Raw genomic sequence first — 23126 nt, 5'->3', positions numbered from 1 at the left:
CGCGTCGGGCCGCGCCTGTGTCAGCCCAGAGAGGAGGCGGGATGCGCGGAAACCTGGTTCGGAACCTGTCGTTGTTCGAGGTACCCAACGACCTGACGTACTTCGTGCACGGTGAGGACCACCTCGTGGTCAACCCGGAGGTGGCCGCCCGGTGCGTCCTCTCCGGACGGGAGTTTCACGTCCTCGAAACCCTGGCGGCGGCCCGGGCCCGGGGGGAGCAGCCGGAGCTGGAGCAGGACGACGCGACGGAACGCGTCCTCGCCAAGCTCATCTTGAACTGGATCGTGTACTTCAACGGCAACAAGCCCAAGGTCAGGCTGGGCGAACCGCCCCTGGGCGTCGCGTACTACGCCATCACGGACGGCTGCAACCTCCGCTGTCCCTACTGCTACGCCTCCTCCGAGAAGTGCCTTCCGGGTGAGCTCGACACCGCCGAATCCCTGGACCTGGTCTCGCAGATCGCCGACTTCGGCGCCGGGACCATCATCTTCACCGGCGGCGAGCCGATGCTCCGCAAGGACCTGTTCCAGATCGTCGAGCACGCGAAGAGCAGCGGCCTGAAGGTCAACATCATCACCAACGCGACGATGATCCGCACCGAGGCGAAGGCCGAGCGGTTCGCCGAGCTCTTCGACGCGGTCACCGTGAGCCTCGACGGAGGGACGGCCGAGACCCACGACCGCACCCGCGGCAAAGGCGCGTTCGCCAAGACCCACCGGGCGATCCAGCTCCTCAACGAGGCCGGGGTGGCGCCGGCCATCAACCACATCGTCACCTCGGACAACGTCCACGAGCTGGAGGACTTCGCCTCGTTCCTCGACGGGATCGAGATCCACAGCGTCCGCCTGATGAACCACAACGACCTCGGCCGGGGCGTGGGCGACGACTACGACTTCGGCTGGCAGGACCACCTGAAGGTGCAGGAGCTCGTCTGGACCTCCCCGGTCGCCGGCAAACTCAAGCCGGACGGCCCGAGGCCCGTCACCGCGTGCTCGGTCAAGGGCAACTGCGGGATGGGCGGCAACGAGATCTACGTGAACTCCCTCGGTGACGTCTACCCGTGCAAACTCATCACGGGCAAGGGGGAGTTCGCCGGAAACATCAGGAAGCAGCGGCTGTCGGAGATCTTCGCCGGCCCGATCCTGACCTCGATGCGCAAGAGCACCGTGTACGGCGGGGAGTTCCACGCCGACTGCGAGAAGTGCTACATCAAGGCGAACTGCGGCGGCGGCTGCCGGGCCGCGCACATGTCGGAATCCGGGGACCTGCGGCGCAACAGCCGCCACCTGTGCCGGATCCTGCGGCACGGCGTCACCACCCAGCTGTGGCAGGAGACCGGTGTGACCCGCGCCGAACTCGCCCTGGGTGGCGAGGAGATGACGGTCCCGCGGCTGGTCGCCACCGGAGAGGTGCACGAGGCCCACGAGCAGTGGAAGACCTACGTCCGCCCGCCGGCGCCCGTGCCCGGGATCAAGGTGGGCGAACTGATTCCGATCATGCCGGTGAACAGGAGGCTGGGCGATGTCCCTGCACATCAGTGACGCGGTGATCTGGCAGGAGAGCGGGGACGGCATCTCGCTCTACCACAGCGAATCCGGCGACTTCCGCACCCTGAACGCGACGGCCGCCCAGATCTGGGCGCTCGTGGAGAGCGACGGGGACCGGGAGACCGTCATCAGGAACCTGTCCCTGCTCTTCGCCGGGCACAACCCCGTGATGACGGCCCGCATCCGTGCCGAAGTGGACGCCTTCATCAGCTCCATGATCGAAGCCGACCTCATCGAGGAGACGGAACCCGGAACGCAGGCCGCACGGAGCGAGCCGGCCGCGCGGTCATGACCAGGGCCGTCGTCCTCGGCGGGGGCTTCGCGGGCGTGCTGGTGGCCCAGGTGCTCTCCCGGCACGTCGACGAGGTCACCGTCGTCGAGGGCGGCCGGTACCCGGCCGGCCCGGGCGTCCGCCCGGGTCTGCCGCAGGCCTTCCACAGCCACGTGCTGGTGACCGCCGGCGCCCAGGCCCTGGACGCCCTGCTCCCCGGAACGCTGGACGAGCTCCTCGCCCGGGGAGCGCACCGCCGGGGCCTGCCGGACGGCGCGCTGATCCTGAGCGCGGACGGCTGGTTCCGCCGCCACGAGACCGGGGCCTTCATGGTCTCGTGCAGCCGCTGGCTGATGGACCACGTCATCCGGCAGCGGGCCCTGGCCGGCAGGGCGGTCACCGTACGGGAGCGCACCCGGGTCCTGGGGCTCGTCGGGGACGCGTCGCGCGTGACCGGTGTCCGGGTCACGTGCGAGGACGGATCCGGCCAGGGCGGCTCCGGCGGGGGCGGCTCCGTCGAGACCCTTCGCGCCGACCTCGTGGTGGACGCGACGGGCCGGCGCTCGCGGGCCGGGCGATGGCTGACCGCCCTCGGCGGACCCGGTGTGGAGGAGGAGGTGGTCGACCCGGGACTCGCGTACTCCACCAGGATCTACCGGGCGCCCCCCGGACTCGCCGCCGACCTCCCGGCGATCATGGTGCACCCGCGGCCTTCGAGCGGCCGTCCGGGGTACGGAGCCACGCTGTTCCCCATCGAGGACGGCCGGTGGATCTTCACCCTGACCGGCACCCGCGCCGCCAGACCGCCGGTGGACGAGGCGGGATTCGCGGACGGCGCCCGCTCGCTGCGCTCGCCGATCGTGGCCGAGCTGCTGGCGGCGGCCGAACCCCTGGGCGGCGTAAGGCCGTTCCGCGCCACCGCGAACCGCCGGAGGTACTTCGAGCGGCTGCCCCCGCCCGAGGGGTTCCTGGTCATCGGCGACGCGCTGACGGCGGTGAACCCGGTGTACTCGCACGGGATGTCCGTCGCGCTGCTCGGCGCCGTGCGGCTGGACCGGGAGCTGGCGGAGCGCGGCGCCCGGCCCTCGGTGCTGCCCGCGGTCCAGGCGGCGGTGGCGGAAGCGGCCGCCGAATCCTGGAGGATGGCCACCGAACAGGACCGGGTACGGGCCTTCGCGGAGGGTTCCGCATCAGCCCGGGGCCCCGCATCAGCCCAGGGCCCCGCATCCGCCTCCCCCGAGGGCCCCGGCTCCGCAGCCGGGCAGCGGATGCGGGCCCGGGTGTCCCAAGCAGTTCTCGGCAGCCCGGTGTTGATGACCAGGCTGTTCCGCGCCCAGACACTGGTCCCTTCCGGGGCGGCCCTCCCGAGGCCCTCCGCCGGCCGCTCCGCGCCCCCTCCCCTCGACACGGACGAGGCGGTCGCGCAGTTCCCCGGGCTCCGCGACTGGTGGTTCTCGGAGCGCGGCCCCCGCCAACCCACCCCGGGAAGGGAACCGTGACCACCGAAGCCGTACCGCTGATCCCGCACTCCGTCCTGTTCGGCAACCCGTCGTACCTCGTGCCCGAGATCTCGCCGGACGGGACCCGCCTCGTCTACCTGGCCCCGGACGACGGCGTGCTGAACGTATGGACGGCGCCCGTGGACCGGCCCGAGGACGCGCGGCCCGTCACGCACGACCGGGGCCGCGGCATCCGCACGTACGGCCTGTGCCACGACGACCGGACCCTCTTCTACCTGCGCGACCGGGACGGCGACGAGAGCTGGCGGATCCACCTCGTCGACCTGGTCACGGGCCGGGAGCGCTGCGCCACGCCCTTCGACGGCGTCCAGGCACGGGTGCTGGCGCACAACCGGTGGCATCCGACGACCCTGCTGATCGGGCTGAACAAGGACCGGCCGGGGCTGCACGACGTCTACGCCCTCGATCTGGAGACGGACCGGCTCACCAAGGTCGCGGAGAACCCGGGGTACGTGAGCTGGATCATCGACACCGACCTGCGGGTGCGCGGCGGCACGGTGATGAAGCCCGACGGCGGCCTGTCCGTGTTCCTCGACCCGCCGGAGGGCCCGCAAGCTCCGGGCGGCCCGGACGGCGCCCCGCCCTGGCTCGACGTGCCGTACGAGGACGCCGTCGGGACGCGCGTCGTCGGCTTCTCGCGCGACGGCGCCACCTGCCACCTCCTGTCCTCCATCGGGGCCAACGCCGGCCGCCTGTTCGCCGTCGACCTCGCGACCGGGCGGCGCAGGCTGCTCGCGGAGGACCCGGTGTACGACGTCAAGCAGGTCGAGTTCGACCCCGAGACCCGCCGGCCCCAAGCCGTGCTGTTCGCGAAGGACCGCGACGAACGGGTCTTCCTCGACGAGGAGTTCGGCAAGGACCTCGGGCGGATCCGCGGCGAGCTCGCGCTCCTGTCGGTCGACGGGGAGGTCTACGTGGACCGCACCGACCGCGCCGACCGGCTGTGGACGGTCTCCGTGGTGACCGGAGCCGGTCCCGTCCTCTACTACGTCTACGACCGGCCGGCCGGTACGCTCCGCTACCTCTTCAGCCACCAGCGGGAGCTTGAGGCGTACACGCTGGCCAGGATGGAACCCTTCGCCTTCGCCGCGCGCGACGGGGTCACCGTCCACGGCTACGTCACCTGGCCGCCCGGCGCCGAACGCGCGGGCCTGCCCGCGGTGGTGAACGTACACGGCGGGCCCTGGGCCCGGCACACCTTCGCGTTCGACGAAGAGGCGCAGCTCCTGGCCAATCGCGGCTACGCCTGCATCCAGGTCAACTTCCGCGGTTCGACGGGCTACGGCAAGCGGTTCCGCAACCTGGGCGCGAAGCAATGGGGCGCCGCGATGCAGACCGACCTGCTCGACGCGGTCGCCCACCTCGTCGAGGGCGGCGGGATCGACCCCGCACGCATCGCGATCATGGGCTGTTCGTACGGGGGTTACGCGGCGCTGGTCGGCGCGGCGTTCACCCCGGAGATGTTCGCGTGCGCGATCGACCTCTGCGGTCCGTCGAACCTGCTGACGCTGCTGGCGGCCGGGGCTCCCTACCGCACCGCGCTGCGCGCGTTCATGCACGCCCAGGTGGGGGACCCGGAGACGGACCGCGCGATGCTGTGGGAACGCTCTCCGCTGTCGCGGGTCGACGCGATCCGCATCCCCGTCCTGGTCGTCCAGGGGGCCAACGACGTCCGCGTGCCGCAGGCGGAGGCCGAGCAGATCGTCGCGGCACTCGCGGCCAAGGAACTCCCGCACGAGTACCTGCTGTTCCCGGACGAGGGGCACGGACTGGCCCGGCCCGCCAACCGGCAGGTCTACTACGCCGCGGTCGAGCGGTTCCTCGCGGAGCACCTGGGCTGAATCCGCCTCAGGCCAGTGCCGCCCGCACCAGGTTCGGCAGGTGCAGGCGGGTCTCCGCCTCCTCGTGCGCGGCCCGGACGAACCCGCCTCCCGTCAGCGCGCCCAGTCCGTCCACCACCCGGGTCAGCGGCCGGTCCAGGACCGCGGCGGCCTCGCAGACGGTCAACGCCTCCTCGAAACCGGCCAGTTCGCCGAGGAGGGTGCGGGGTGCGGGGGCCAGTCGCTCGACGCCGGTCCGGATCGGACAGCCGATCGTCGCGGGGGCACCGGCGGTCCGGGTGGCGGCCGGGAGTTCGAGCAGCTGGTCGGCGGGCAGGTCCGCGAGCCGGTGCAGGCTCAGTACCCCGCACCCCGCGGCGGCCGCTTCCAGCGCGGCCGGCAGGCCGTCCAGGGCCCGGCACAGCCGGACCGCGGCCCCCGCGTCCGCCCGGCCGAGCAGGAATCCCGGCCGGACCTCCGAGAGCCGCTCCACGAACAGCCCCACCGACGGCACGGCGGCCAGGGCGTCCAGGGAGCCGGCCGCCTCCCAGTCCGGCCCCGGGACGGGCAGCGGGGCGAGCACCGTCCCCTGGATGCCGGCCACGTTCCACGGTGCGCGGGACGTACTGATCACCCGGATGCCCGGACAGTACGCCAGCAGCTCCTCCACGCCGACCGGATCCCGGGTGTCGGCGACCCCGTCGAGCACGACCAGCACCTCGTGCCGGCCGATGAGCCGGCAGACGGCGGACACGTCCTGCGCACCCGATTCGACGAGCAGGCGCAAGGACCGCAGCAAGGGCCCGAAGGCCGTGCCGAGACCGTCGGGGGCCGCCGTCCCGGAGCCGATCCACAACACGGGCCAGCCGCGCCGGGAGCTCAGCCGGGCCGCCGTCTCCGCGGCCACCCGCGACTTCCCCACGCCCGCCAGCCCCGAGAGGGAGATCATCCGGCGGTGGTCCGACTCCAGGGCGCCCACCATCGCCCGGACCTCGACGTCCCGCCCGATGAGGGCGTTGACGGACCTGGGCACCGCCAGGCAGGGATCGGCCCCGGCCGGAGCCGGACCCCCGCTGCCCCGGCCCGCGCCGACGAAGAGCTCCCGTGCCAGGCCCTCCAGCCCCAGGGCGTCGGCGAGCAGCCGCACGGTCTGCGTCCGCGCGTTCACCCGGCCCGACTCCAGGGCCCGGATCGTCCGCGGACTGATCGTCGACAGGTCGGCCAGCGTCCGCTGGGTGAGCCCGGCCTGCACGCGCCGGGAGCGGAGCAGGTCGGGAAACGGGGGAGGCTGGGCCTCGGCACGGTGGACCATGGGCCAGAGGTTAGGAGGGGCCCGTTCCGAAGGCGTCTCGGCGGCGTCCCCGGCACGTCTGCGCTCCGTCTCCGTCGGCCGTCAGACCACCTTCGAACCGGGGTGCGAACTCCGGTCCAACAGATCCAGCGAGAGGGTCAGCAGCGAGACGGCCAAGGGGTCGGACGCGTCCACGACCGCGTGCCGGGACAGCCGGGCCAGCAGCTCTCCCAGGCGCGGCGCCGCGTCCGCGGCCTGCTCGCTGCGGCGCAGCAGCGCGAGGCTCAGGGCGGCCTGCTGGGCGAGCAGCCCCAGCAGCTCGATGTCGTCGAGTTCCCGGCCCGGGGCGTCCGCGTCGTGGACGTGGCGGTCCAGTACCTCGATCACGCCGATGCACTCCCCGTCCGCGATGAGCGGGGCAGCCATGATGCTCGCGGGAACGTACCCGGTGGAGGCCGCGGCGTCGCGGGCGAACCGGTCGGTCGCGCCGACGTCGTCCGTGATCAGCGGCTGCCCGCTGGCCGCCACCCAGCCGGCGATGCCGGTGCCGGGCTCGAACCGCCTCCCGACCAGGCCCTGTTCGCCCTCGCCGGCCACCGCCGCGAAGATCAGCTCACCGGTGTCGGGGCTCACCATGAACACCGAGGACGCGGCGGCCCCGTAGATGTAGCGGGCCACCGTGACGACAGACTGCAGGAGCTGACGTTCGGTGGCCATCAGATCGTGCGGCCAGGGTTTCATTCTTCTCCGCCCTCTTCTCCTCGGACCGAAACGTTCGCCGCGCAGTGGTACAGGACGCTCTTGAGCTGGAACGGCGTGAGCCACGGGTGCTTGCTCAGCACGAGGGCGGCGATCCCGGCCATGTGCGGCGCCGCGAAGCTGTTGCCGGTGTTGCGGACCGTGCCGCCGCCCAGGCTCGCCACCGGTACGCGCACCCCCCGGGCCCGGAACTCGACCGGGGGAGCGGCGTTGTAGTAGAAGCGCATGCCGTCCGGCTCGGCATGGCTGGCCACGGAGATCACCGAGGCGAAGTTCCACGGGAAGCTCTCGATGGGCAGATTGTGCGCGGCCGCCACGACCGCGGTGCGCCGGAAGTAGGCCCGGTCGCACAACTCGCCCAGCCGGTCCCGGAATTCGACCCTGGTCGTCGACAGGCTCATGCTGATGACGTCGAAGCCCTCCTCGATCGCGAAGGCGAGCCCGGCGATCAGCGCGGAGGCGCTGCCGGCCCGCCCGTCGCCGAGCACCTTCAGCGAACTGAGCGACACCCGGGGTGCGAGGGAGCGGATGATCCCCGCACAGGCGGTCCCGTGCCCGGCGCTGTCGAGCGGCTCGCACTCCTCCACCCGCGGAGCCCGGCCCTCGGCGCTCACCACCTGCCAGGCCCGCTCGACCGTGCCCACCAGCGGATGCCCGGACTGGACACCGCTGTCGAGCACGCAGACCCGTACGCCCTCGCCGTCGGCGCCCTCCCAGGCCCAGCGGGGGCCGATCCCCTCGAACAGCGCCGTCGGCAGCGGCTCGCCGGGGTCCCCGCCGGCCGGCATGCTCCACGCGGGCATCCCCGACGCGTGCGGCCGCCGCTCGCGCCGCCAGGGCGCGCCGCTCACATCCATGCGCGCACCGCCTCCAGCGGTTTCACCGCGCCGACGGCCGCGTAGCTCTCGGCGGCCAGCCCGGCCATCGTGCGGGCCCCGGCCCCCTCGCCCAGGCACCGGTGCGCCCGGGCCAGGTCGAAGCAGACCTCGCCCCGCAGGCACGGGTCGTCGAGGTTCCGGAGCAGCCGCAGCACCTCGGCGCGCATCGGCTCGGCGCGGCCCTGCGCCGCGGCCCCCAGCACGGCGGCCGACAGGCACAGGATCCGCCCCCGGACGTCCATCTCCTCGCGCCGCGCGAGCAGGTCCGCGATCCGGCGGGCCGCCTCGTCCGTCCGGTCCCGGCGGGCGCACTCGCGGGCCGCCTGCACCCGCATGGTCAGCGCGACCGGTACGTAACCGGCCTGTTCGAGCGCGTCCGCCGCGCGGCCGAAGCGCCGCTCCGCCTCCGCGTGCTCACCGTCCAGCGACGCGGCCAGCGCGGCCACCTGGTCCACCAGGACCCGCCCCAGGGTCAGCCGGAGCTGCACGACGACGGACTCCGCCTCGGTCAGCGCCGAACGCGCACCGCTGCGGTCCCCGGTCAGCGCCAGGCAGCGCGCGCGGGCGGCCAGCGCGGGCAGGGCCAGGAACCGGTCGGCGGCGAACCGCTCCAGCAACTCCGCGCATCCCGCGAGCTTCTGCGCCATCGGACTCGGCGACCACTGCCGGATCTCGCACAGCGCCACCAGCAGCCGGTCCTCCTCGTACGCGTCACCGACGCCGCGGGCATGCCCGAGCGCGGCGCAGGCCGCCTCCTCGGCCGCCCCGAACCTGCCGCCGTCCAAATGGATCAGCATCAGCAGCTGCTCGAACCGGCACCGGGCGGACCGGTCGGGCTCCTCGCCGTCGAGCACGGACCGCAGCTCCTCCACGTCGGCCTCCGCGACCTTGCCGAGCCGGGCGGCCAGCAGGTGCCGCTGTACCCGTACCAGGGCCGGAGGCGACGCGGCGCGCCACGGGCCCTCCTCCACCACCTCCAGCGCACCCCGGGTGTCCCCGGACAGCATGAGGGCGTCGCTCAGCCGGACGGCCGCGACCGACCGGCACCGGTCCGGACCGCCCCGCGCCAGCACGAGCGCCCTCCCGAGCAGTCCGATCGCCGTCGGCACGTCACGCTGCCGCAAGGCCACGGTGCCCTCGCCGAGCAGGGCCCCGGCCGCCTGCCGCGCCAGCTCCGGCAGCTGCGCATCGTCCGGGCGCAGCCCTCCGAGGAGCCGGGCGGCGGCTTCGAGGTGGAAGCCGGGACTGAAACCGTGCTCGGCCAGCCGCCGGTGCCAGATGACGCGCTGCTCCTTCTCCAGCCTGCCGTACGCCACTTCGTGCACCGGCTGCTGGACGAAGCGGTAGCCCCCCGCTTCCTCCGTGGCCCGGAACAGCCGCCGGCCGGCGAGCTCCGCGACCGCCGTCTCCGGGGCCGGCTCGCCCAGCAGCGCGAGCTGCTCCAGGGTGAACGAGGGACCGATCACCGAGGCCGCGCCCAGCAGCCGCCGGCCCGGCGCGGGCAGCCGGTCGATCATCGCCCCCACCATGGCCGTGATGCTCGGCGGGACCTCGTCGACGGTCCGGCCGTTCCTCAGCCAGTCCATCATCAGCCGGATGTACAGCGGGTTGCCCGCGCTGTAGAGGGCGACCCGGTCGACCTGTCCGGCCAGGTCGAGCCCGTGCAGTTCCACCTCGTCGCCGCTCGCCCGCCCGGCCAGCGAGAACGCCAGCCGCGCACTGTCGGCCGGGACCAGCGCCCCGACCTCGATCACGTCGGCCTCCTGCGACGCGCCCGGTACCTCCGGCTCCGGTCTGGACACGCAGACCATCAGGAGCGGGAGGTCCCGCAGGCCGTCCAGCAGCTCGCCGATGAGCCGCAGGAGCGACTGCCCGGCCCACGCGAGGTTGTCCCACACCACGACGAGCGGGTCGCTGGCCGCGGCGGTGAGGAGCTCCCGGGTCGCCCAGGACACCTCCTCCACGCCCGGGCCGGGGACGGCGCCGTCCCGCCGGGGGAGCGAGGCGTCCCGCAGCGCCGCCAGCACTCCGGCGATCCGCCCGTCCGCCCGCAGCAACTCCGCGCAGGACGGCGACCGCCGGGTCAGCGCGTCCAGCATTTCGACGAGCGCCCCGTAGTTCCCGGCCGTTCCGTACGACTGGCAGCTGCCGAACACGGCGACGGGCCTCGCCCCGGCCGCGACGAGATCGTCCACGGCCTCCCGGACGAGGCGGGTCTTGCCGATACCGGGCGGTCCGAGCACCGTCACCAGTTCCGCGCGCCGCTCCCGGGCCACCCGGTGGTAGATCCGGCGCAGCCGGTGGCGTTCGGCGGCGCGGTCCACCATGAGGGAGTCCTCGCCGGCCCCGCCGTCCGCCGCCTCACCGGTGACCAGCAGCACGGGCACCGGCTCGGCCTTGCCCTTCAGTGCCACCGGGGGCACCGGCACCATCGTGTAGTGCGGACGGGCCAGGTGCGCCACGGTCTCGTTCACGACGATCTCCCCGGCGACCGCCAGCGACTGGAGCCGTGCGGCGAGGTTGACCACGTCGCCGACGACCCGGATGCCGGCCCGGGCCGAACGCGTCACCAGCGCCTCACCGGCCGCGATCCCGCAGTGGACCTCGACCGGCGCGGCGTCGCTGGCGGGCGTGCGCAGGTCGCGGACCTCGGCACGGATCCGCATCGCCGTGCGCAGCGCCCGCGGAGCGTCGTCCTCCTGGGAGGTGTCGGCTCCGAAGACCGCCATGACGGCGTCGCCGATGAACTTCTCCACGACCCCGCCGTGTTCCTCCACCGCGGCCGAGCAGATCTCGTAGTACTCGTCGAGCAGCCGCTGCAGCGGCTCGGGGTCCACGCGCTCGGCGAGCCGGGTCCACCCGACCAGATCGAGGAAGAGAACGACCACCAGTCTGCGGCTCATGCGCGCTCAGAGCAGCTTCAGGTCGTGCGCCCACACCTCGGCATCCGCACCGGAATCCGCCTCGACCAGCCGCAGCTGCACCGATACGACGACCGACGTCTCCTCCTCGGTCAGGCCCGCCAGCACCTCGCGCTGCGCGGTGCTCAACTGGTCGACCGGAAGCCCGGCCTCGCGCAGAGCGGTCAGAGGGTCGAACACGTCACCCACCCCTTTCACGGGGCCGCACGGCGGCGGCCAGACATCGATCGGCAGGAGCCGGTGGACGTAGCAGTAGGCCACCAGCTCAGCCCTGTTCCTGCAGTTGAACCGGTCGAGCAGGACACTGATCTCCTCGCCCACCGTGTGCCTGCTCAGGCGCAGCGCACGGGCCACGCGGTCGGTCGTATGCCCCCGCGCCACCAGGGCCACCAGCACCAGGCCCCGGCCGGAGATCTCGGCACCCCGTATCGCCGTCACCGGCGAGAGCTCCACGACGCTCTCCTCACGACGCACTCCTCACGACGCTCTCCCTCAGGACGTACTGCGGACGAACAACTCGCGGACCATGACGGCGGCCATGAAAGAGACGCCGTGCCAGCGCGCCTTTCGTTCGAACCAGAGCCAGTCCCCGTCCGGGTTGGCCTCCAGGAACACCGCCTCCCCGGTGTCGGACACGAGCAGGTCGAACGCCCCGTAGCGCAGGTTCCAGGCGGTGCACAGCGTGCGCACCGCCTCCGCCGCGGGGGACGGGCAGTCGACGCGCGTCACGGTGACGCCGGCGGGATCCGTCATCGGGCCGGCCGGACCGGGCTTGCGGACCTCGAAGGCGCAGATCCCGCCGTCGAGGTGGTAGACGCGCAGCTCGCGCGCGTGCGGCACGTACTCCTGGACCACGACCGGGCGCTCTCCCGCGCCGCCCGGGGCCGGTCCGGTGGCCTGTTCCACCGCCTCCAGGCCCACGACCGAGGGCAGGACGGCCTGCCAGTTGCGCCGGTCCGGCTCGAACAGCCGGAAGTCCGGAGTCTTGACCACGAGGGTCGGCGCCCCCACCTCGCGCGCCCCTGCCGGCACGTCCGTGGTGATGACCGTACGGGGCGTGCGCACGCCCAGCCGGCTCGCCTGCGCCAGCTGGCCCGGCCCGACGACCGTGCCACCGGGCAGCGCGGCGTCCGCCGTGGCCGCCACCTGCCGGAGGAACCCGGACCAGGACTCGGCCCGCAGCGGATTCACCGAACCGGCGGGCTTCGCCTGCGCCATCAGCGCACAGGCCGAACCGTGCCGCACCCACACCACGGCCGGTCTGACCCGGCGCCCGGAGACGTCCAGCAGACCGGTGTCCACGTCCAGAGCCAGGGGCGTCGACATGAGTTCTTCCTGCCGGATCAGTATCGCCGGAGTTTCCAGCGGACCCGTCAAAGCATCTCGTACGACCTCCAATTCACGGCCGCCCGCGCAATTCACCAGAACCACAACGGATTGGCCGTCACGGTCTTCCGCCAGTCCTGAACGGCTCATGCAGCAAATGCTAGCCAACGGGGTCGGCGCGGGAGGCGGCAGAACGGAGGCAGCTTCAAGGCAACTTGGGCAGCGGCCGCTTCCCCGGCCTCCGGCGGGCGTAACGTCCAGCCGCAGCAACTCGACCGGCCAATCCAAGAGAAACCTCGATCACATTCTGGAGGGCGGACCGTGGCGAATGGTGTGGTGAACGCCGAGGAACTGACCAAGCGATATCGCGGGAAAGAAACGCCGGCCGTCGACCGAATTTCGTTCGACATCGCCAAAGGCGAGACCATCGGGCTGCTGGGACCCAACGGTGCCGGAAAGACCACCCTGATGAAGATGATCTGCGGCGTCACCCCGCCCACCACCGGGCGGATCCGGGTGTTCGGCGTGGATCCGGCCCGCGACCCGGTCGCCGCCAAGACCGGCATCGGCGCGATGCACCAGTCCGCCCCCTACGACGAGATGCTCTCGGCCCTGGACAACCTGCTGATCGCCACCCGCTTCAAGGGCCTGTCCTGGCACACCACCCGCCCCTGGGCGATGGAGGTGGCCGAGTACCTCGGCCTGGCCGACCACCTGTCCCGGCTCGTCTTCCAGCTCTCCGGCGGACAGCGTCAGCGGCTGCAGCTCGTGCGGGCCCTGCTGACCATCCCCGAACTCCTCATCCTCGACGAGCCCTCCGCCGGGCTGGACGTGGCCGGCCGGCACCAGATCGAGCGCTTCGTCCGGTGGCTGCGCGAGGAGTACGGCATGACCGTGATCTGGACCAGCCACATCATCCAGGAACTGGAGCGCAACGCCCAGCGGGTCCTGGTCGTCAACCAGGGCCGGGTGGTCCGCTTCGCCCAGCCGAGCGAGCTCGTCGAGGAGTTCGGCGGAGCGCACCTGCTGGTCAGCGTCGACGACGCGGTCGGGGCCAAGGTCGTCAAGGAGTGGGCGGGCACGGCCGGACTGGCCGCGACGGTCCAGGACACCGAGGTGCGCATCGAGAACGCGCAGGTCCGGGACGTGCTGCCGCAACTGTCCCGGCACTGCCACGACTCCGGGGTCGCGATCTCCGGAATCTCCACCGTCACCGACTCGCTGGAGAAGGTCTTCCTGCGCATGACCGGGAACGAGGGCTGACACCATGGCCGACCTGGGATTCAAGACCACCGCACCGGTCGCGTCGGGCAAGCCGGCCGACTTCACCGCCGTGTTCTACCGCGAGTACGCGCTCCTCGCCCGCAACAGGGTCAACCTCATCCTCGGCCTGACCCCGATGCTCGTATACCTGCTCCTGGTGAACACCTCGCTGGGCAACGTCGTCGGGAACATCACCTACCGCGGCGAAACCCTCCCCTTCGCCGTCTTCCTCCTCCCCATGGTGCTGTCCATGTCGGTGGTCAGCGCCTCCGGGACGACGGGCATGGCCATGTTCCAGGAGGAGATGAGCGGGGTCTCCACCCAGCTCTGGAGCTGGCCGCTGCGCCGGTCGCGCTTCCTCGCCGGCAAGCTGCTGGCCGGAGTCTCGCTCGTACTGGCCCAGAGCCTGCTGGCCCTGGCCGTCGCCGCGATCATCTTCGACTACCCGTTCCACGCGTCCCACTGGATCTGGTTGCTGCTGGCGCTGGTGCTCTCGTCGGTGGCGTTCAACGGGCTGTACCTCGCGGCGGCCGTCCTCATCAGCGACTACCGCACCTTCATGGTGCTCACCAGCGTGTCGGTGCCCGTCCTCGTCTTCGCCGCACCGTCGCTGTCCACCTCCCAGCAGCTCCCGACCGTGCTGCGGTGGATCTCCACCGTGAACCCGGTGTCGTACGCCGTCACCGGGATGCGCGACGCCGCGATCTTCGGCCTGGGCAAGGCCTGGCCCTCCCTGGCGGTGCTCGCCGTCGTCGCGCTCGTCGCCAACTTCGTCGCCGGCCGGGCGCTGTTGCGGCGCACCCGGAACCTCTGACCCGCAGGAGCTCCCCACCGTGCAGACCGACGACACCGTGCAGTCCGACGACACCGTGCAGACGGGCGACACCGTACAGACGGACGATGCGCCCCTGGCCTGGCTCGCCACGCCGCACGACCGCTCCGTGCACCGCCTCCCGGGCACCGACCGGGCCCAACCACCCAAGGCGACCTGGGAGATGGCGACCCGGGCAGCCGCCAAGGTGGGCGTCACCCGGGTCGCCGACATCACCCGGCTCGACTCCATCGGCATCCCGACCTTCCAGGCGATCCGGCCGCTCTCCAGAACGCTCGCCGTTTCGCAGGGCAAGGGGATGACACCCGAACTGGCCAGGCTCTCGGCGGTGATGGAATCGGTCGAGACCTGGCACGTGGAGCAGCCGTCCCTGCCCGCGCTGACCGCCACGCCCCGCAAGCTCCATGCACAACTGGGCTACGAGGTCGGCGCATTGGCGCCCTCCGCCCCGAGCCTGCTGCACGACGGCCTGCCGCTGGACTGGGTGGCGGCCCGATCCCTGGTCGACGGAGCGCGCACCCTCGTCCCCGTCAACGTGGTCCGGCTGACGCTGGAGGAGCACACCGACTGGAACCCGCCGGTGTTCTTCGAGTCGACGAACGGCCTGGCCAGCGGGAACACCCGCATCGAAGCCGCTCTGCACGCCCTCTGCGAGGTCATCGAACGCGACGCGATGACGGCCGCGGTCACCGGGGGCGGGGAGATGGGCGTACGCGTCGACCCGCGCTCCCTCGGGTCGCCGGTGGCCGACGAGCTGTGCACGCTGATCGAACGGGCCGACGTCACCCTGGAGGTCCGCCTCGTTCCGTCGCCCACCGGCCTGCCGTGCTTCCTGTCCTGGGTGGCGAGCGAGGAGTACCCGGCGCCGATGTTCGGCTTCGGCTGCCACCTCAGCCCGGAGATCGCCCTCACCCGCGCCGTCTCCGAGGCGGCGCAGGCCAGGCTCGCGTACATCTCGGGGGCCCGGGACGACCTCCGGGACGACTTCGGTCACGCGGACGCCGGCCGGCTGCGGAGCGCGCGGTCCGGCCCGGCGGCCGCCGACATCAAGGGCCTCGTGGAGGATCCCGTCCCGCACGACAGTCTGGCCGGGGCCCTCGCGCACGTGGTGCGCAGGGCGGCCGCCGCCTTCTCCCATCCGCCCCTCCTCGTCGACCTGACGCGCGAGGAGATCGGGGTCCCGGTCGTCAAGGTCGTGGCTCCGGGGAGCCGCGTATGCCCGGAGGTGCTGTAGTGAGCGGGTCCAGGGTGATCGTCTACGCGGGGCCGACCCTCTCGGCCGCCGACGTCCACGCGGTGCTCCCGGAGGCGGAGGTGCGCCCGCCCGCGGGCCGGGGCGACCTCCTCGCCGACCGGTGGCACCCGGGCGACGTGGTCGTGGTCGTCGACGGCTACTTCCGGGAGCGCCGCTCCGTCGGCCACAAGGAGATCCTCCACGTGCTCACCGAGGGCGCGGAGGTGATCGGCACCGCGAGCATGGGCGCGCTGCGGGCCGCGGAACTCGCCCCGTGCGGTATGCGGGGCCTCGGCACCGTCTTCACCATGTACGCCTCCGGGGAGATCGACGGGGACGACGAGGTGGGGGTCCTGCACGGCCCGGCCGAGATGGGGTACCCGGCGCAGACCGTGGCCCTGGTGAACCTCCGCTACGGCTGCAAGGAAGGGACCGAGACCGAGCTGATCGCGGCCGACGCCGGACGGCGGATCGTGGCGGCGGCCGCGGCGCTGCCCTTCACCCACCGCGGCTGGAAGGACATCGAGCGGGAGCTGGGCGAGGAGGACCACGAGTCCCTGGGGACGCTGGAGGAGATGATCGCCTCGGGCGTCTGGGACCTCAAACGGCTCGACGCGATGGCGGCGCTGCGCGCGATCGCGAGCCGGGGCGCGGTGACCCCGGGTCCGATCGCGCCCGAGGTGCCCTTCACCGGCATCAGCCGGACCCGGTCCCTGGTCCGCCGGACCCGCCGGGAGCACGCCCCCGGCCGGTGGATGTCGGACCTCGACGTACTGGACGCCGCCCGGCTGTTCGACGAGGGCTACCCGGCGCTGCACGAGGACGTGCTGACCGGTCTGCTGGAGGAGCTCGCCGCCGCCCGGGGCATGACGCTCGAAGCATACGCACGGGCCAGGCTCGGGCTCGACGGCCGGTCGCGGATGCCGGACTCCCTCGCCCGCTGGTTCACGGAAGAGGAGCGGGACGGGCTCCCCGTCGCCGACCGGATCCGGCTCCTGATGGTGCGGGTGTGGCCCGTATGGCAGTCGGTGGACTGGCGGCCGGCGGTCCTCGCGCGCCTGCGGGAATCCGAGCACTGGGAGGAGTGGTGCGCGCTCGTCGTCCGGGCCGACGAGGCCGCGGAGGCGGCCGGGCCCAGGCTGGTGGTTCCGCCGCCGCCGATGTGCGCGAAGCTCTTCCTGCGCCACTGGCAGGGGCGCGGCACCTCACCGGACGTCGAGATGGCCCGCCGGGGGTTCTCCGGCCCCGACGGACTGGGCGGCGCGGTCCCGAGGTTCTTCGCCCTCGACGTCCTGCGCGGCCGCGAACGCCGCAACGCCGGGGTCCGCTGACGGCGGGCGGTCCGGGGCGGCGAGGCGAGGCGCCTAGGATGGGAACATGCGTACGAACGAAGGGGAGGCGCGGCCCGCTCCGAGCCCCGGGCTGACCGGGGCGGAGCTGGCCCGCTGGTACTGGACGCTGGCCGAACTCACCGCGCTGGCGCGCCGGATGGGCCTTCCCGTCGGAGGCGGGAAGGCGGCGGTCACGGCGCGGATCGCCGCCGCGCTGGACGGTCTTCCGGTCCCGGCGCCCTCCCCGGCGCCCTCCCCGGCCCCGGCCGGCTCCCGGCCCGCCCGCGGTACGGGCCGGCAGCTGGCCGCGCCCGTGGACGGTGCCGACGTGATCCCGCCGGGGCAGCGGTGCAGCCAGGTGCTGCGGGAGTACTTCGTCCGGGAGATCGGGCCCGGCTTCCACTTCGACGCCTTCATGCGGGACTACGTCGCCCAGGGCGCGGGACGCACCCTCGCCGAGGCGGTCGCCCACTGGCACGCCACCCGGGCGCGGGCGGCCGAACCCCAGGAGATCGGGGTGCAGTTCGAGCTGAACCGGTTCCTCCGCGACTGGCACGCCCGCCACCCCGAGGGCACCCGCCCGCAGGCCCTGGCCGCCTGGCGGGACCACCGTTCCCGACCGCGGGAGGCGCCCGTCAGCCCCGGGCCGCGGTGAGCTCCGGCTCCGCGGGCTCCGGCAGCCGCCGGGCCAGGGCCCAGGCCAGCAGCGGGAGCACGGCCAGCGGGAGCAGGGCCGTCCGCAGGGAGGCCGCGTCGGCCGCCGCGCCGATCAGGGGGCTCGCGAGACCGCCCACGCTGACGGTCAGGCCCAGGGTGACCCCGCTCGCCGTGCCCATGCGGGTCGGCAGGTAGTCCTGGCCCAGGGTGACCTGGAGGGAGAACGGCACGTACAGCGCGGTGGCGGCCAGCGCCGAGCAGACGTACACCAGCGGCAGCGGCAGGAAGAGGATGCCCGCGACGGCCGGCACCACGGCCGCGTAGGCACGGTGGACCGTGGTGACGCGGCCCCAGCGGGCGGCCAGCCGGCCGCCGAGGAGCGTACCGCCGGCGCTCCCGGCGAAGAGGGCGAACAGGGCGACGGCGCCGGCGGTTTCGCCGCCGCCGCGCTCGCGGACGTACAGCGCGACGAAGGTGCTCAGGCCGGTGAAGACGACCGAGCGCACGACGACCACCAGGGAGAGCCGCAGGAAGGACCGCCAGTCGTCCCGCGGCCGCCGGGAGGCCGCCGGAGCCGGACCTGCGGCCGCCCGCTCGGCCGCCGAACGCTGCGCCGACGGGGGCCAGTTGAGGAACACGCCCAGCGCCGCCGGGGCGGCCAGCAGCCACCACCCCGCCGGCCCCGGCAGCGCCAGCGCGCCGACGACCAGCAACGGGGCGCACGCGAAGCCGATGTTCCCGCCGAGCGCGAACCAGCTCATCGCGCCGTGCCCGGGGCCTCCCACCGTACGGACCAGACGGGCCGCCGCCGGGTGGTAGGCGGCGACGCCCAGCCCGGACAGGGCGACGGCGGCGAGGGTGGCCGCGTATCCCGCGTCGAGCCCGACCAGTGCCACGCCCAGCCCCGCGGCGGCCGTGGCCAGCGGGATGAGCCAGGGCATCGGCCACCGGTCGGTGAGCGCCCCGAACAGCGGCTGGACCACGGAGGAGAGCAGCGAGGCGGCCAGCACGATGCCGGAGGCGGCTGCGTAGCCGTACGCGCGCTCGGAGACGAGGAAGGGCACGAGCGCGGCGACGGCGCCCTGGTAGACGTCCACGCAGGAGTGACCCGCGGAGAAGGCGGCCGTACGGAGCCGGGCCGGGCCGGGCGCGGACGTGGCGGCGGAGGCGTAGGCAGGGGTAGGGGCAAGGGAGGGGGACTGCGCAGGCGACTGGGTGTGGGCTTGGGCTTGGGTCTTGGGCGGTCTCGAGGAGGTCACCGGTCGAGGATCGCGCTCGCCGGGGGCGTCCCGCTTCCGATAAATTGCCGGGTGATGCAGAAAATCCGCCACACCCCGCGCGCAGCGACGAGCATCCGCGAGCTCGACACGCACCACGGCATCGATCCGCACCGCCACGACGACCACCAGATCTGTTACGCCGGTTCCGGGGTGCTGTCCGTGACCACCGATGCCGGCACCTGGGTGGCGCCCACCACCCGCGCCCTGTGGATCCCCGCCGGGACCGTGCACGAGCACCGGGCCTTCGGCCGCGTCGACCTGCACTGCGTGGGCCTGCCCACGCACCTCAACCCGCTCTCGCTCTCCGCCCCGGCCGTGCTCGCCGTCGGCCCCCTGCTGCGCGAGCTGATCCTGGCCTACACCCGGGCCCCGCAGGACGGCAGCGCCGAGCGGCGCCGCATGCTGGCCGTGCTGCTCGACCAGCTGCGGGCCTCGCCGCTCCAGCCGCTGCACCTGCCCGCTCCCTCCGATCCCCGGCTGGCCGCGGTGTGCGCGCTGCTGTACGCCGATCCCGCCGATGCGCGCGGACTGGCGGAACTCTCCGTACAGGCCGGGGCCGGGGCGGGGGAGCGGACCCTGAGCCGGCTGTTCCGCGCCGAGCTGGGCATGACCTTCCCCCAGTGGCGGACCCAGCTGCGGCTGCACCACGCGCTGCGGCTGCTGGCCGTGGACACCCCCGTGACCGCGGTCGCGCACCGCTGCGGCTGGTCCTCGGCGAGCGCGTTCATCGACGTGTTCCGGCGCGCCTTCGGGCACACCCCGGGCGCGCACGCCAAGGAGGGCTGACCGGCTCGTCTGGCCGTCCGCGCCGCACCGGGTCAGCATGGAGGCAGGGATCCGGTTCGGGGCAGGGCGATCGGGAGGAACCCATGGCGCACACCCCGAAGACCGACGTACTGATCGTGGGCGCCGGTCCGGTCGGCCTCAGCGCGGCGGGGGAACTGCGCCGGCACGGCGTGAGCTGCCGCCTCGTCGACCGGTTGCCGGCCCGGCTGCCGTACGCGAAGGCGGTCGGCATCCAGCCGCGCACGCTGGAGATCTGGGACCGGATGGGCCTGGCCCGCACCGTCGTCGAGGCCGCCGTGCCCCTGCGCGGTCAGCTGATCTACGTCAACGGCACCGAACAGGCCCGGATCGAGCTCATGCTGCCCCCCGAAGTGCCCTACCGGTTCGCCGCGTTGCCGCAGTACGAGACCGAGCGGATCCTCGAGGAGCACCTCGCGGCGCTGGGTACCGTCATCGAACGCGGCACCGAACTGCTGTCGTTCACCCAGTCCGCCGACGGCGTCACCAGCCTCCTGCGCACCGCGTCCGGCGACGAGGAGGAGCTGCGCACCCGTTACCTCGTCGGCTGCGACGGAGCGCACAGCGCCGTGCGCAAGGGGCTGGGACTCTCCTACGAGGGCGGCGCCTTCGCCGAGGAGTACATGCTGGCCGACGTCGTGAGCGACTGGGACCTGCCCGAGGGGTACGGTCTGCGGTCCACGCACCAGGGCGTCGACGGGGCCGCCGACGACGTGCTGGTGTGCGTCCCGCTCCCCGGCCGGGGCCGCTACCGCATGTCGATGCTGGTCCCGCCCGAACTCTCCGCCCGGCCGGCCGGCGGACCTGTCGGGGGCTCGGCGGGAGGCCCCGGAGCGGGCGACGGCGTGCTGCACGGGCTGGAGGGGGGCCGGGTTCCCGAGCTCTCCCACATCCAGGCCGTCGTCGACCGGCTCGCCCCGGCCCCGGCCACGGTCTCCGGGATGCGCTGGTCCTCCGTGTTCCGCATCAGCCACCGCATCGTCGACCGGTACGGCGACGGGCGCGTCTTCGTCGCGGGCGACGCCGCCCACATCCACCCGCCCACCGGCGCCCAGGGCATGAACACCGGGATCCAGGACGCCTGCAACCTGGCCTGGAAGCTCGCACTCGCGCTCCGCGGAACGGGCGGCCCCCGCCTGCTCGCGAGCTACGACGCCGAGCGCCGCCCCGTCGGCGAGGAGGTCGTCGGCCGGACCGTGCGGCACGCGACCCGGGGCATCGACAAGGAACCGGACGATCTGCGGACCGTGCTGCTCCGCGAGGCCCAACTCCTGGTCGGCTACCGCGACGGCCCGCTCGCCGGCCCTCCGTCCGGCCCGGCGGACGCACCGCAGCCCGGTGAACGGGCCCCGGACTGCAGCGGGTTGACCCTGCCGCTCGCCGCCTACCCCGCACGGCTGCTCGACGTCCTGCGCGGCCGGGCCGGCCACGTGGTGCTCCTGTACGGGGAGGACGGCGCGGCCCTGGCCGAGGCCGCCGAGCAGTCCCGGACCGCGGGTCCGGCGCTGGCGGAGGGCGCCGCCGGGGACGGTGCCACCGGCCCGCGCACCGTGGTCGTCCTCGCCCGTGAGGCCGCACTCGACGCCTCCGCAGGCCTCCCCGCCCCGGTACCCGGATACCGCGACGCCGCCGGGGAGTTCGCCCGGCTGTACGGCGCCGACGGCCCGACGGGATTCCTCGTACGCCCGGACGGGTACCTCGGCGCCCGTTTCCCGCTCTCCGGCACGGCGGCGGCCCTGTCCGACTACGCGGCCTCGCTGTCCGCCCCGTAGGGCACCCCGCGCCCTCCATACTGGACGGCGTGAAGATCGAAGCCGACACCGCAGCTGCCGACACCGCCGACACCGTCCTGTGCGCCGTCGAAGGCCGCACCGGGGTGATCACCCTCAACCGCCCCAGGGCCCTCAACGCCCTCACCCACCCCATGGTGCTCCGCATCGCCGAGGCCCTGACCGGCTGGGAGCGGGATCCGGGCGTGGCGCAGGTGCTCATCCGCGGTGCGGGTGACCGGGGGCTGTGTGCCGGCGGGGACATCCGGGCCATCCACGACGACGCGAAGGCCGGGACGCGCGCCTCGGCCGCTTTCTGGCGCGACGAGTACCGGCTCAACGCGCACATCGCCCGCTACCCCAAGCCCTACGTCGCCCTCATGGACGGCATCGTGATGGGCGGCGGAGTCGGCGTGTCCGCCCACGGCAGCGTCCGCGTGGTCACCGAGCGCTCCCGCGTCGCCATGCCCGAAACCGGCATCGGCTTCGTCCCGGACGTCGGCGGTACCCACCTGCTGGCCCGCGCCCCCGGCCTGCTCGGCACGCACCTCGCCCTCACCGGCTCCGCGGTGGGCGCCGCCGACGCGCTGCTGTGCGGGCTCGCCGACCACTTCGTACCCGCCGGCCGCCTGTCGGAGCTGACCGCCGAGCTCGCCGGGGCGCCGGCCCGGGAGGTGCTGGCGCGGTACGCCGTCGATGCCGGGCCGGCGCCGCTGGCCGAGGGGCGGGGCTGGATCGACCACTGCTACGCCGCCGGCACCGTCGAGGAGATCGTGGACCGGCTGCTCGGCTGCGGGGAACCGGAGGCGAAGGAGGCCGCCGAGACGATCCTCGCCAAGTCCCCGACCGCCCTCAAGGTGACCCTGGAGGCCGTGCGCCGGGCCGCCGTGCTCGGCGCGCTGGAGCCGGTGCTGGAGCAGGAGTTCCGGGTCTCCTGCCATGCGCTGACCTCCCCCGACCTGGTGGAGGGGATCCGGGCGCAGGTCGTCGACAAGGACCGCAGCCCGCGCTGGTCCCCGGCCACCCTCGGTGAGGTCTCCGAGCAGGACGTGGCCGGCTTCTTCGCCCCGCTCGCCGGGGACGTCCCCGGGATCGCCGCGGGGTGAACCCGCCCGCGGGGCGTGGGCGTCAGGCGTCGGGGCCCTGCTCCGCCACGGTCTCCACCCAGTCGACGACCTCGATGATCACGCCGTTGGGGTCGGAGACCAGGAACACCCGCTCGCCCCAGGGCTCCACGCGCGGCTCCATGACGATCGGGACGCCCTCGGCGCGCAGCCGCTCGTACTCGGCGGGCAGGTCGGCCACGGTGAACGCGAGGAGCACTCCTGCCGCGCGCTGCTCGCGGAGGCCCTCGGGGAGCACTTCCAGGCCGCGCCGTACGAAGACCACGTTCGGGCCGTCGGGGTGGGAGAGGGAAGCGAAGCCGTCGGCGGCCATCGTTTCCTTGAATCCGAAATGCCTGGTCAGGAAGGCGGATGAGGTCGTGGTGTCCTCGACGGTGAGGCATATGGCGGTGGCGGTGATCCGCATGGGTCCTCCTGGTGTCGTGGCTCGGAATTACATTGTACACAGTATTCTATACAGCGTAGAAAGTTAATGGAGCGGGCTGCCGGAAGGCGGCGG

The 23126-nt window shown here is 73.4% G+C and carries 20 protein-coding genes; 12 read left to right on the top strand and 8 right to left on the bottom strand.

What is annotated here, in order from left to right:
* Nucleotides 1–41: 41 nt before the first annotated feature.
* The 4 genes from stsB to ACZ60J_RS10855 are packed head-to-tail and all read left to right on the top strand — an operon-like array spanning nucleotide 42 to nucleotide 5179.
* A complete protein-coding gene (gene stsB, locus ACZ60J_RS10870; protein WP_469680635.1) occupies nucleotides 42–1541 on the top strand; it encodes a StsB family radical SAM/SPASM domain sactipeptide maturase in 1500 nt (499 codons plus the stop codon).
* Nucleotides 1522–1839 (top strand): PqqD family protein, encoded by a 318-nt coding sequence (locus ACZ60J_RS10865; RefSeq protein WP_469680633.1) that lies wholly within the window; start codon nucleotides 1522–1524, stop codon nucleotides 1837–1839. Before stsB ends, ACZ60J_RS10865 begins: the two co-directional genes overlap by 20 nt.
* Complete coding sequence (locus ACZ60J_RS10860; protein ID WP_469680632.1) at nucleotides 1836–3317, top strand: NAD(P)/FAD-dependent oxidoreductase; 1482 nt, start codon at nucleotides 1836–1838, stop codon at nucleotides 3315–3317. The genes ACZ60J_RS10865 and ACZ60J_RS10860 overlap by 4 nt, the downstream gene beginning before the upstream one ends.
* Complete coding sequence (locus ACZ60J_RS10855) at nucleotides 3314–5179, top strand: S9 family peptidase (protein WP_469680631.1); 1866 nt, start codon at nucleotides 3314–3316, stop codon at nucleotides 5177–5179. Before ACZ60J_RS10860 ends, ACZ60J_RS10855 begins: the two co-directional genes overlap by 4 nt.
* Nucleotides 5180–5186: 7 nt before the next feature.
* Here the strand turns inward: ACZ60J_RS10855 and ACZ60J_RS10850 are convergent, their stop codons facing one another.
* The 6 genes from ACZ60J_RS10850 to ACZ60J_RS10825 all read right to left on the bottom strand — a co-directional run bounded on the left by ACZ60J_RS10850 (nucleotide 5187) and on the right by ACZ60J_RS10825 (nucleotide 12333).
* Nucleotides 5187–6470 (bottom strand): helix-turn-helix domain-containing protein, encoded by a 1284-nt coding sequence (locus tag ACZ60J_RS10850; RefSeq protein WP_469680630.1) that lies wholly within the window; start codon nucleotides 6468–6470, stop codon nucleotides 5187–5189.
* Between the two features lie 81 nt (nucleotides 6471–6551).
* Nucleotides 6552–7166: a GAF domain-containing protein gene (locus ACZ60J_RS10845; RefSeq protein ID WP_469680629.1), complete on the bottom strand. Its 615-nt coding sequence runs from the start codon at nucleotides 7164–7166 to the stop codon at nucleotides 6552–6554.
* 20 nt (nucleotides 7167–7186) lie between these two features.
* Nucleotides 7187–8065, bottom strand: a complete 879-nt coding sequence (locus tag ACZ60J_RS10840; RefSeq protein WP_469680628.1) for a S8 family serine peptidase — start codon at nucleotides 8063–8065, stop codon at nucleotides 7187–7189.
* A complete protein-coding gene (locus tag ACZ60J_RS10835; protein ID WP_469680627.1) occupies nucleotides 8056–10989 on the bottom strand; it encodes an adenylate/guanylate cyclase domain-containing protein in 2934 nt (977 codons plus the stop codon). The genes ACZ60J_RS10840 and ACZ60J_RS10835 overlap by 10 nt, the downstream gene beginning before the upstream one ends.
* A 6-nt stretch (nucleotides 10990–10995) precedes the next feature.
* On the bottom strand, nucleotides 10996–11460 hold the full coding sequence (locus tag ACZ60J_RS10830; RefSeq protein WP_469680626.1) for an aroma-sacti cluster domain-containing protein: 465 nt from the start codon (nucleotides 11458–11460) through the stop codon (nucleotides 10996–10998).
* A 39-nt stretch (nucleotides 11461–11499) separates the two neighbouring features.
* Nucleotides 11500–12333, bottom strand: a complete 834-nt coding sequence (locus ACZ60J_RS10825) for an MvdC/MvdD family ATP grasp protein (protein WP_469680625.1) — start codon at nucleotides 12331–12333, stop codon at nucleotides 11500–11502.
* Between the two features lie 321 nt (nucleotides 12334–12654).
* Here ACZ60J_RS10825 and ACZ60J_RS10820 point away from each other — a divergent pair, with 321 nt between their 5' ends.
* The 5 genes from ACZ60J_RS10820 to ACZ60J_RS10800 are packed head-to-tail and all read left to right on the top strand — an operon-like array spanning nucleotide 12655 to nucleotide 17648.
* Nucleotides 12655–13596 (top strand): ABC transporter ATP-binding protein, encoded by a 942-nt coding sequence (locus ACZ60J_RS10820; RefSeq protein ID WP_469680624.1) that lies wholly within the window; start codon nucleotides 12655–12657, stop codon nucleotides 13594–13596.
* A gap of 4 nt (nucleotides 13597–13600) precedes the next feature.
* Nucleotides 13601–14410, top strand: a complete 810-nt coding sequence (locus ACZ60J_RS10815; protein ID WP_469680622.1) for an ABC transporter permease — start codon at nucleotides 13601–13603, stop codon at nucleotides 14408–14410.
* Nucleotides 14411–14429: 19 nt separating this feature from the next.
* Entirely contained in the window at nucleotides 14430–15662 is a 1233-nt protein-coding gene (locus tag ACZ60J_RS10810; RefSeq protein WP_469680620.1) for a YcaO-like family protein, read from the top strand.
* Entirely contained in the window at nucleotides 15662–16993 is a 1332-nt protein-coding gene (locus ACZ60J_RS10805; RefSeq protein WP_469680618.1) for a TfuA-like protein, read from the top strand. The genes ACZ60J_RS10810 and ACZ60J_RS10805 overlap by 1 nt, the downstream gene beginning before the upstream one ends.
* Nucleotides 16994–17039: 46 nt before the next feature.
* Nucleotides 17040–17648: a DUF6434 domain-containing protein gene (locus ACZ60J_RS10800; protein ID WP_469680616.1), complete on the top strand. Its 609-nt coding sequence runs from the start codon at nucleotides 17040–17042 to the stop codon at nucleotides 17646–17648.
* Here the strand turns inward: ACZ60J_RS10800 and ACZ60J_RS10795 are convergent.
* On the bottom strand, nucleotides 17629–18747 hold the full coding sequence (locus ACZ60J_RS10795; protein WP_469681497.1) for an MFS transporter: 1119 nt from the start codon (nucleotides 18745–18747) through the stop codon (nucleotides 17629–17631). The two genes, ACZ60J_RS10800 and ACZ60J_RS10795, sit on opposite strands and share 20 nt — an antisense overlap.
* Nucleotides 18748–18963: 216 nt before the next feature.
* Here ACZ60J_RS10795 and ACZ60J_RS10790 point away from each other — a divergent pair, with 216 nt between their 5' ends.
* From ACZ60J_RS10790 to ACZ60J_RS10780, 3 genes are all read left to right on the top strand, one after another.
* Nucleotides 18964–19716 (top strand): AraC family transcriptional regulator, encoded by a 753-nt coding sequence (locus ACZ60J_RS10790; RefSeq protein ID WP_469680615.1) that lies wholly within the window; start codon nucleotides 18964–18966, stop codon nucleotides 19714–19716.
* 83 nt (nucleotides 19717–19799) lie between these two features.
* Nucleotides 19800–21506 (top strand): FAD-dependent monooxygenase, encoded by a 1707-nt coding sequence (locus ACZ60J_RS10785; RefSeq protein WP_469680613.1) that lies wholly within the window; start codon nucleotides 19800–19802, stop codon nucleotides 21504–21506.
* A gap of 35 nt (nucleotides 21507–21541) precedes the next feature.
* On the top strand, nucleotides 21542–22609 hold the full coding sequence (locus ACZ60J_RS10780) for an enoyl-CoA hydratase/isomerase family protein (RefSeq protein ID WP_469681496.1): 1068 nt from the start codon (nucleotides 21542–21544) through the stop codon (nucleotides 22607–22609).
* Between the two features lie 22 nt (nucleotides 22610–22631).
* Here the strand turns inward: ACZ60J_RS10780 and ACZ60J_RS10775 are convergent, their stop codons facing one another.
* Nucleotides 22632–23033 (bottom strand): VOC family protein, encoded by a 402-nt coding sequence (locus ACZ60J_RS10775; protein WP_469680612.1) that lies wholly within the window; start codon nucleotides 23031–23033, stop codon nucleotides 22632–22634.
* Nucleotides 23034–23126 lie beyond the last annotated feature (93 nt).

Source organism: Streptomyces sp. NPDC104226 (genome assembly GCF_055584085.1).
The sequence above is the reverse complement of the archived record's forward strand: the minus strand, read 5'-3'. Positions and strand labels throughout refer to the sequence as shown.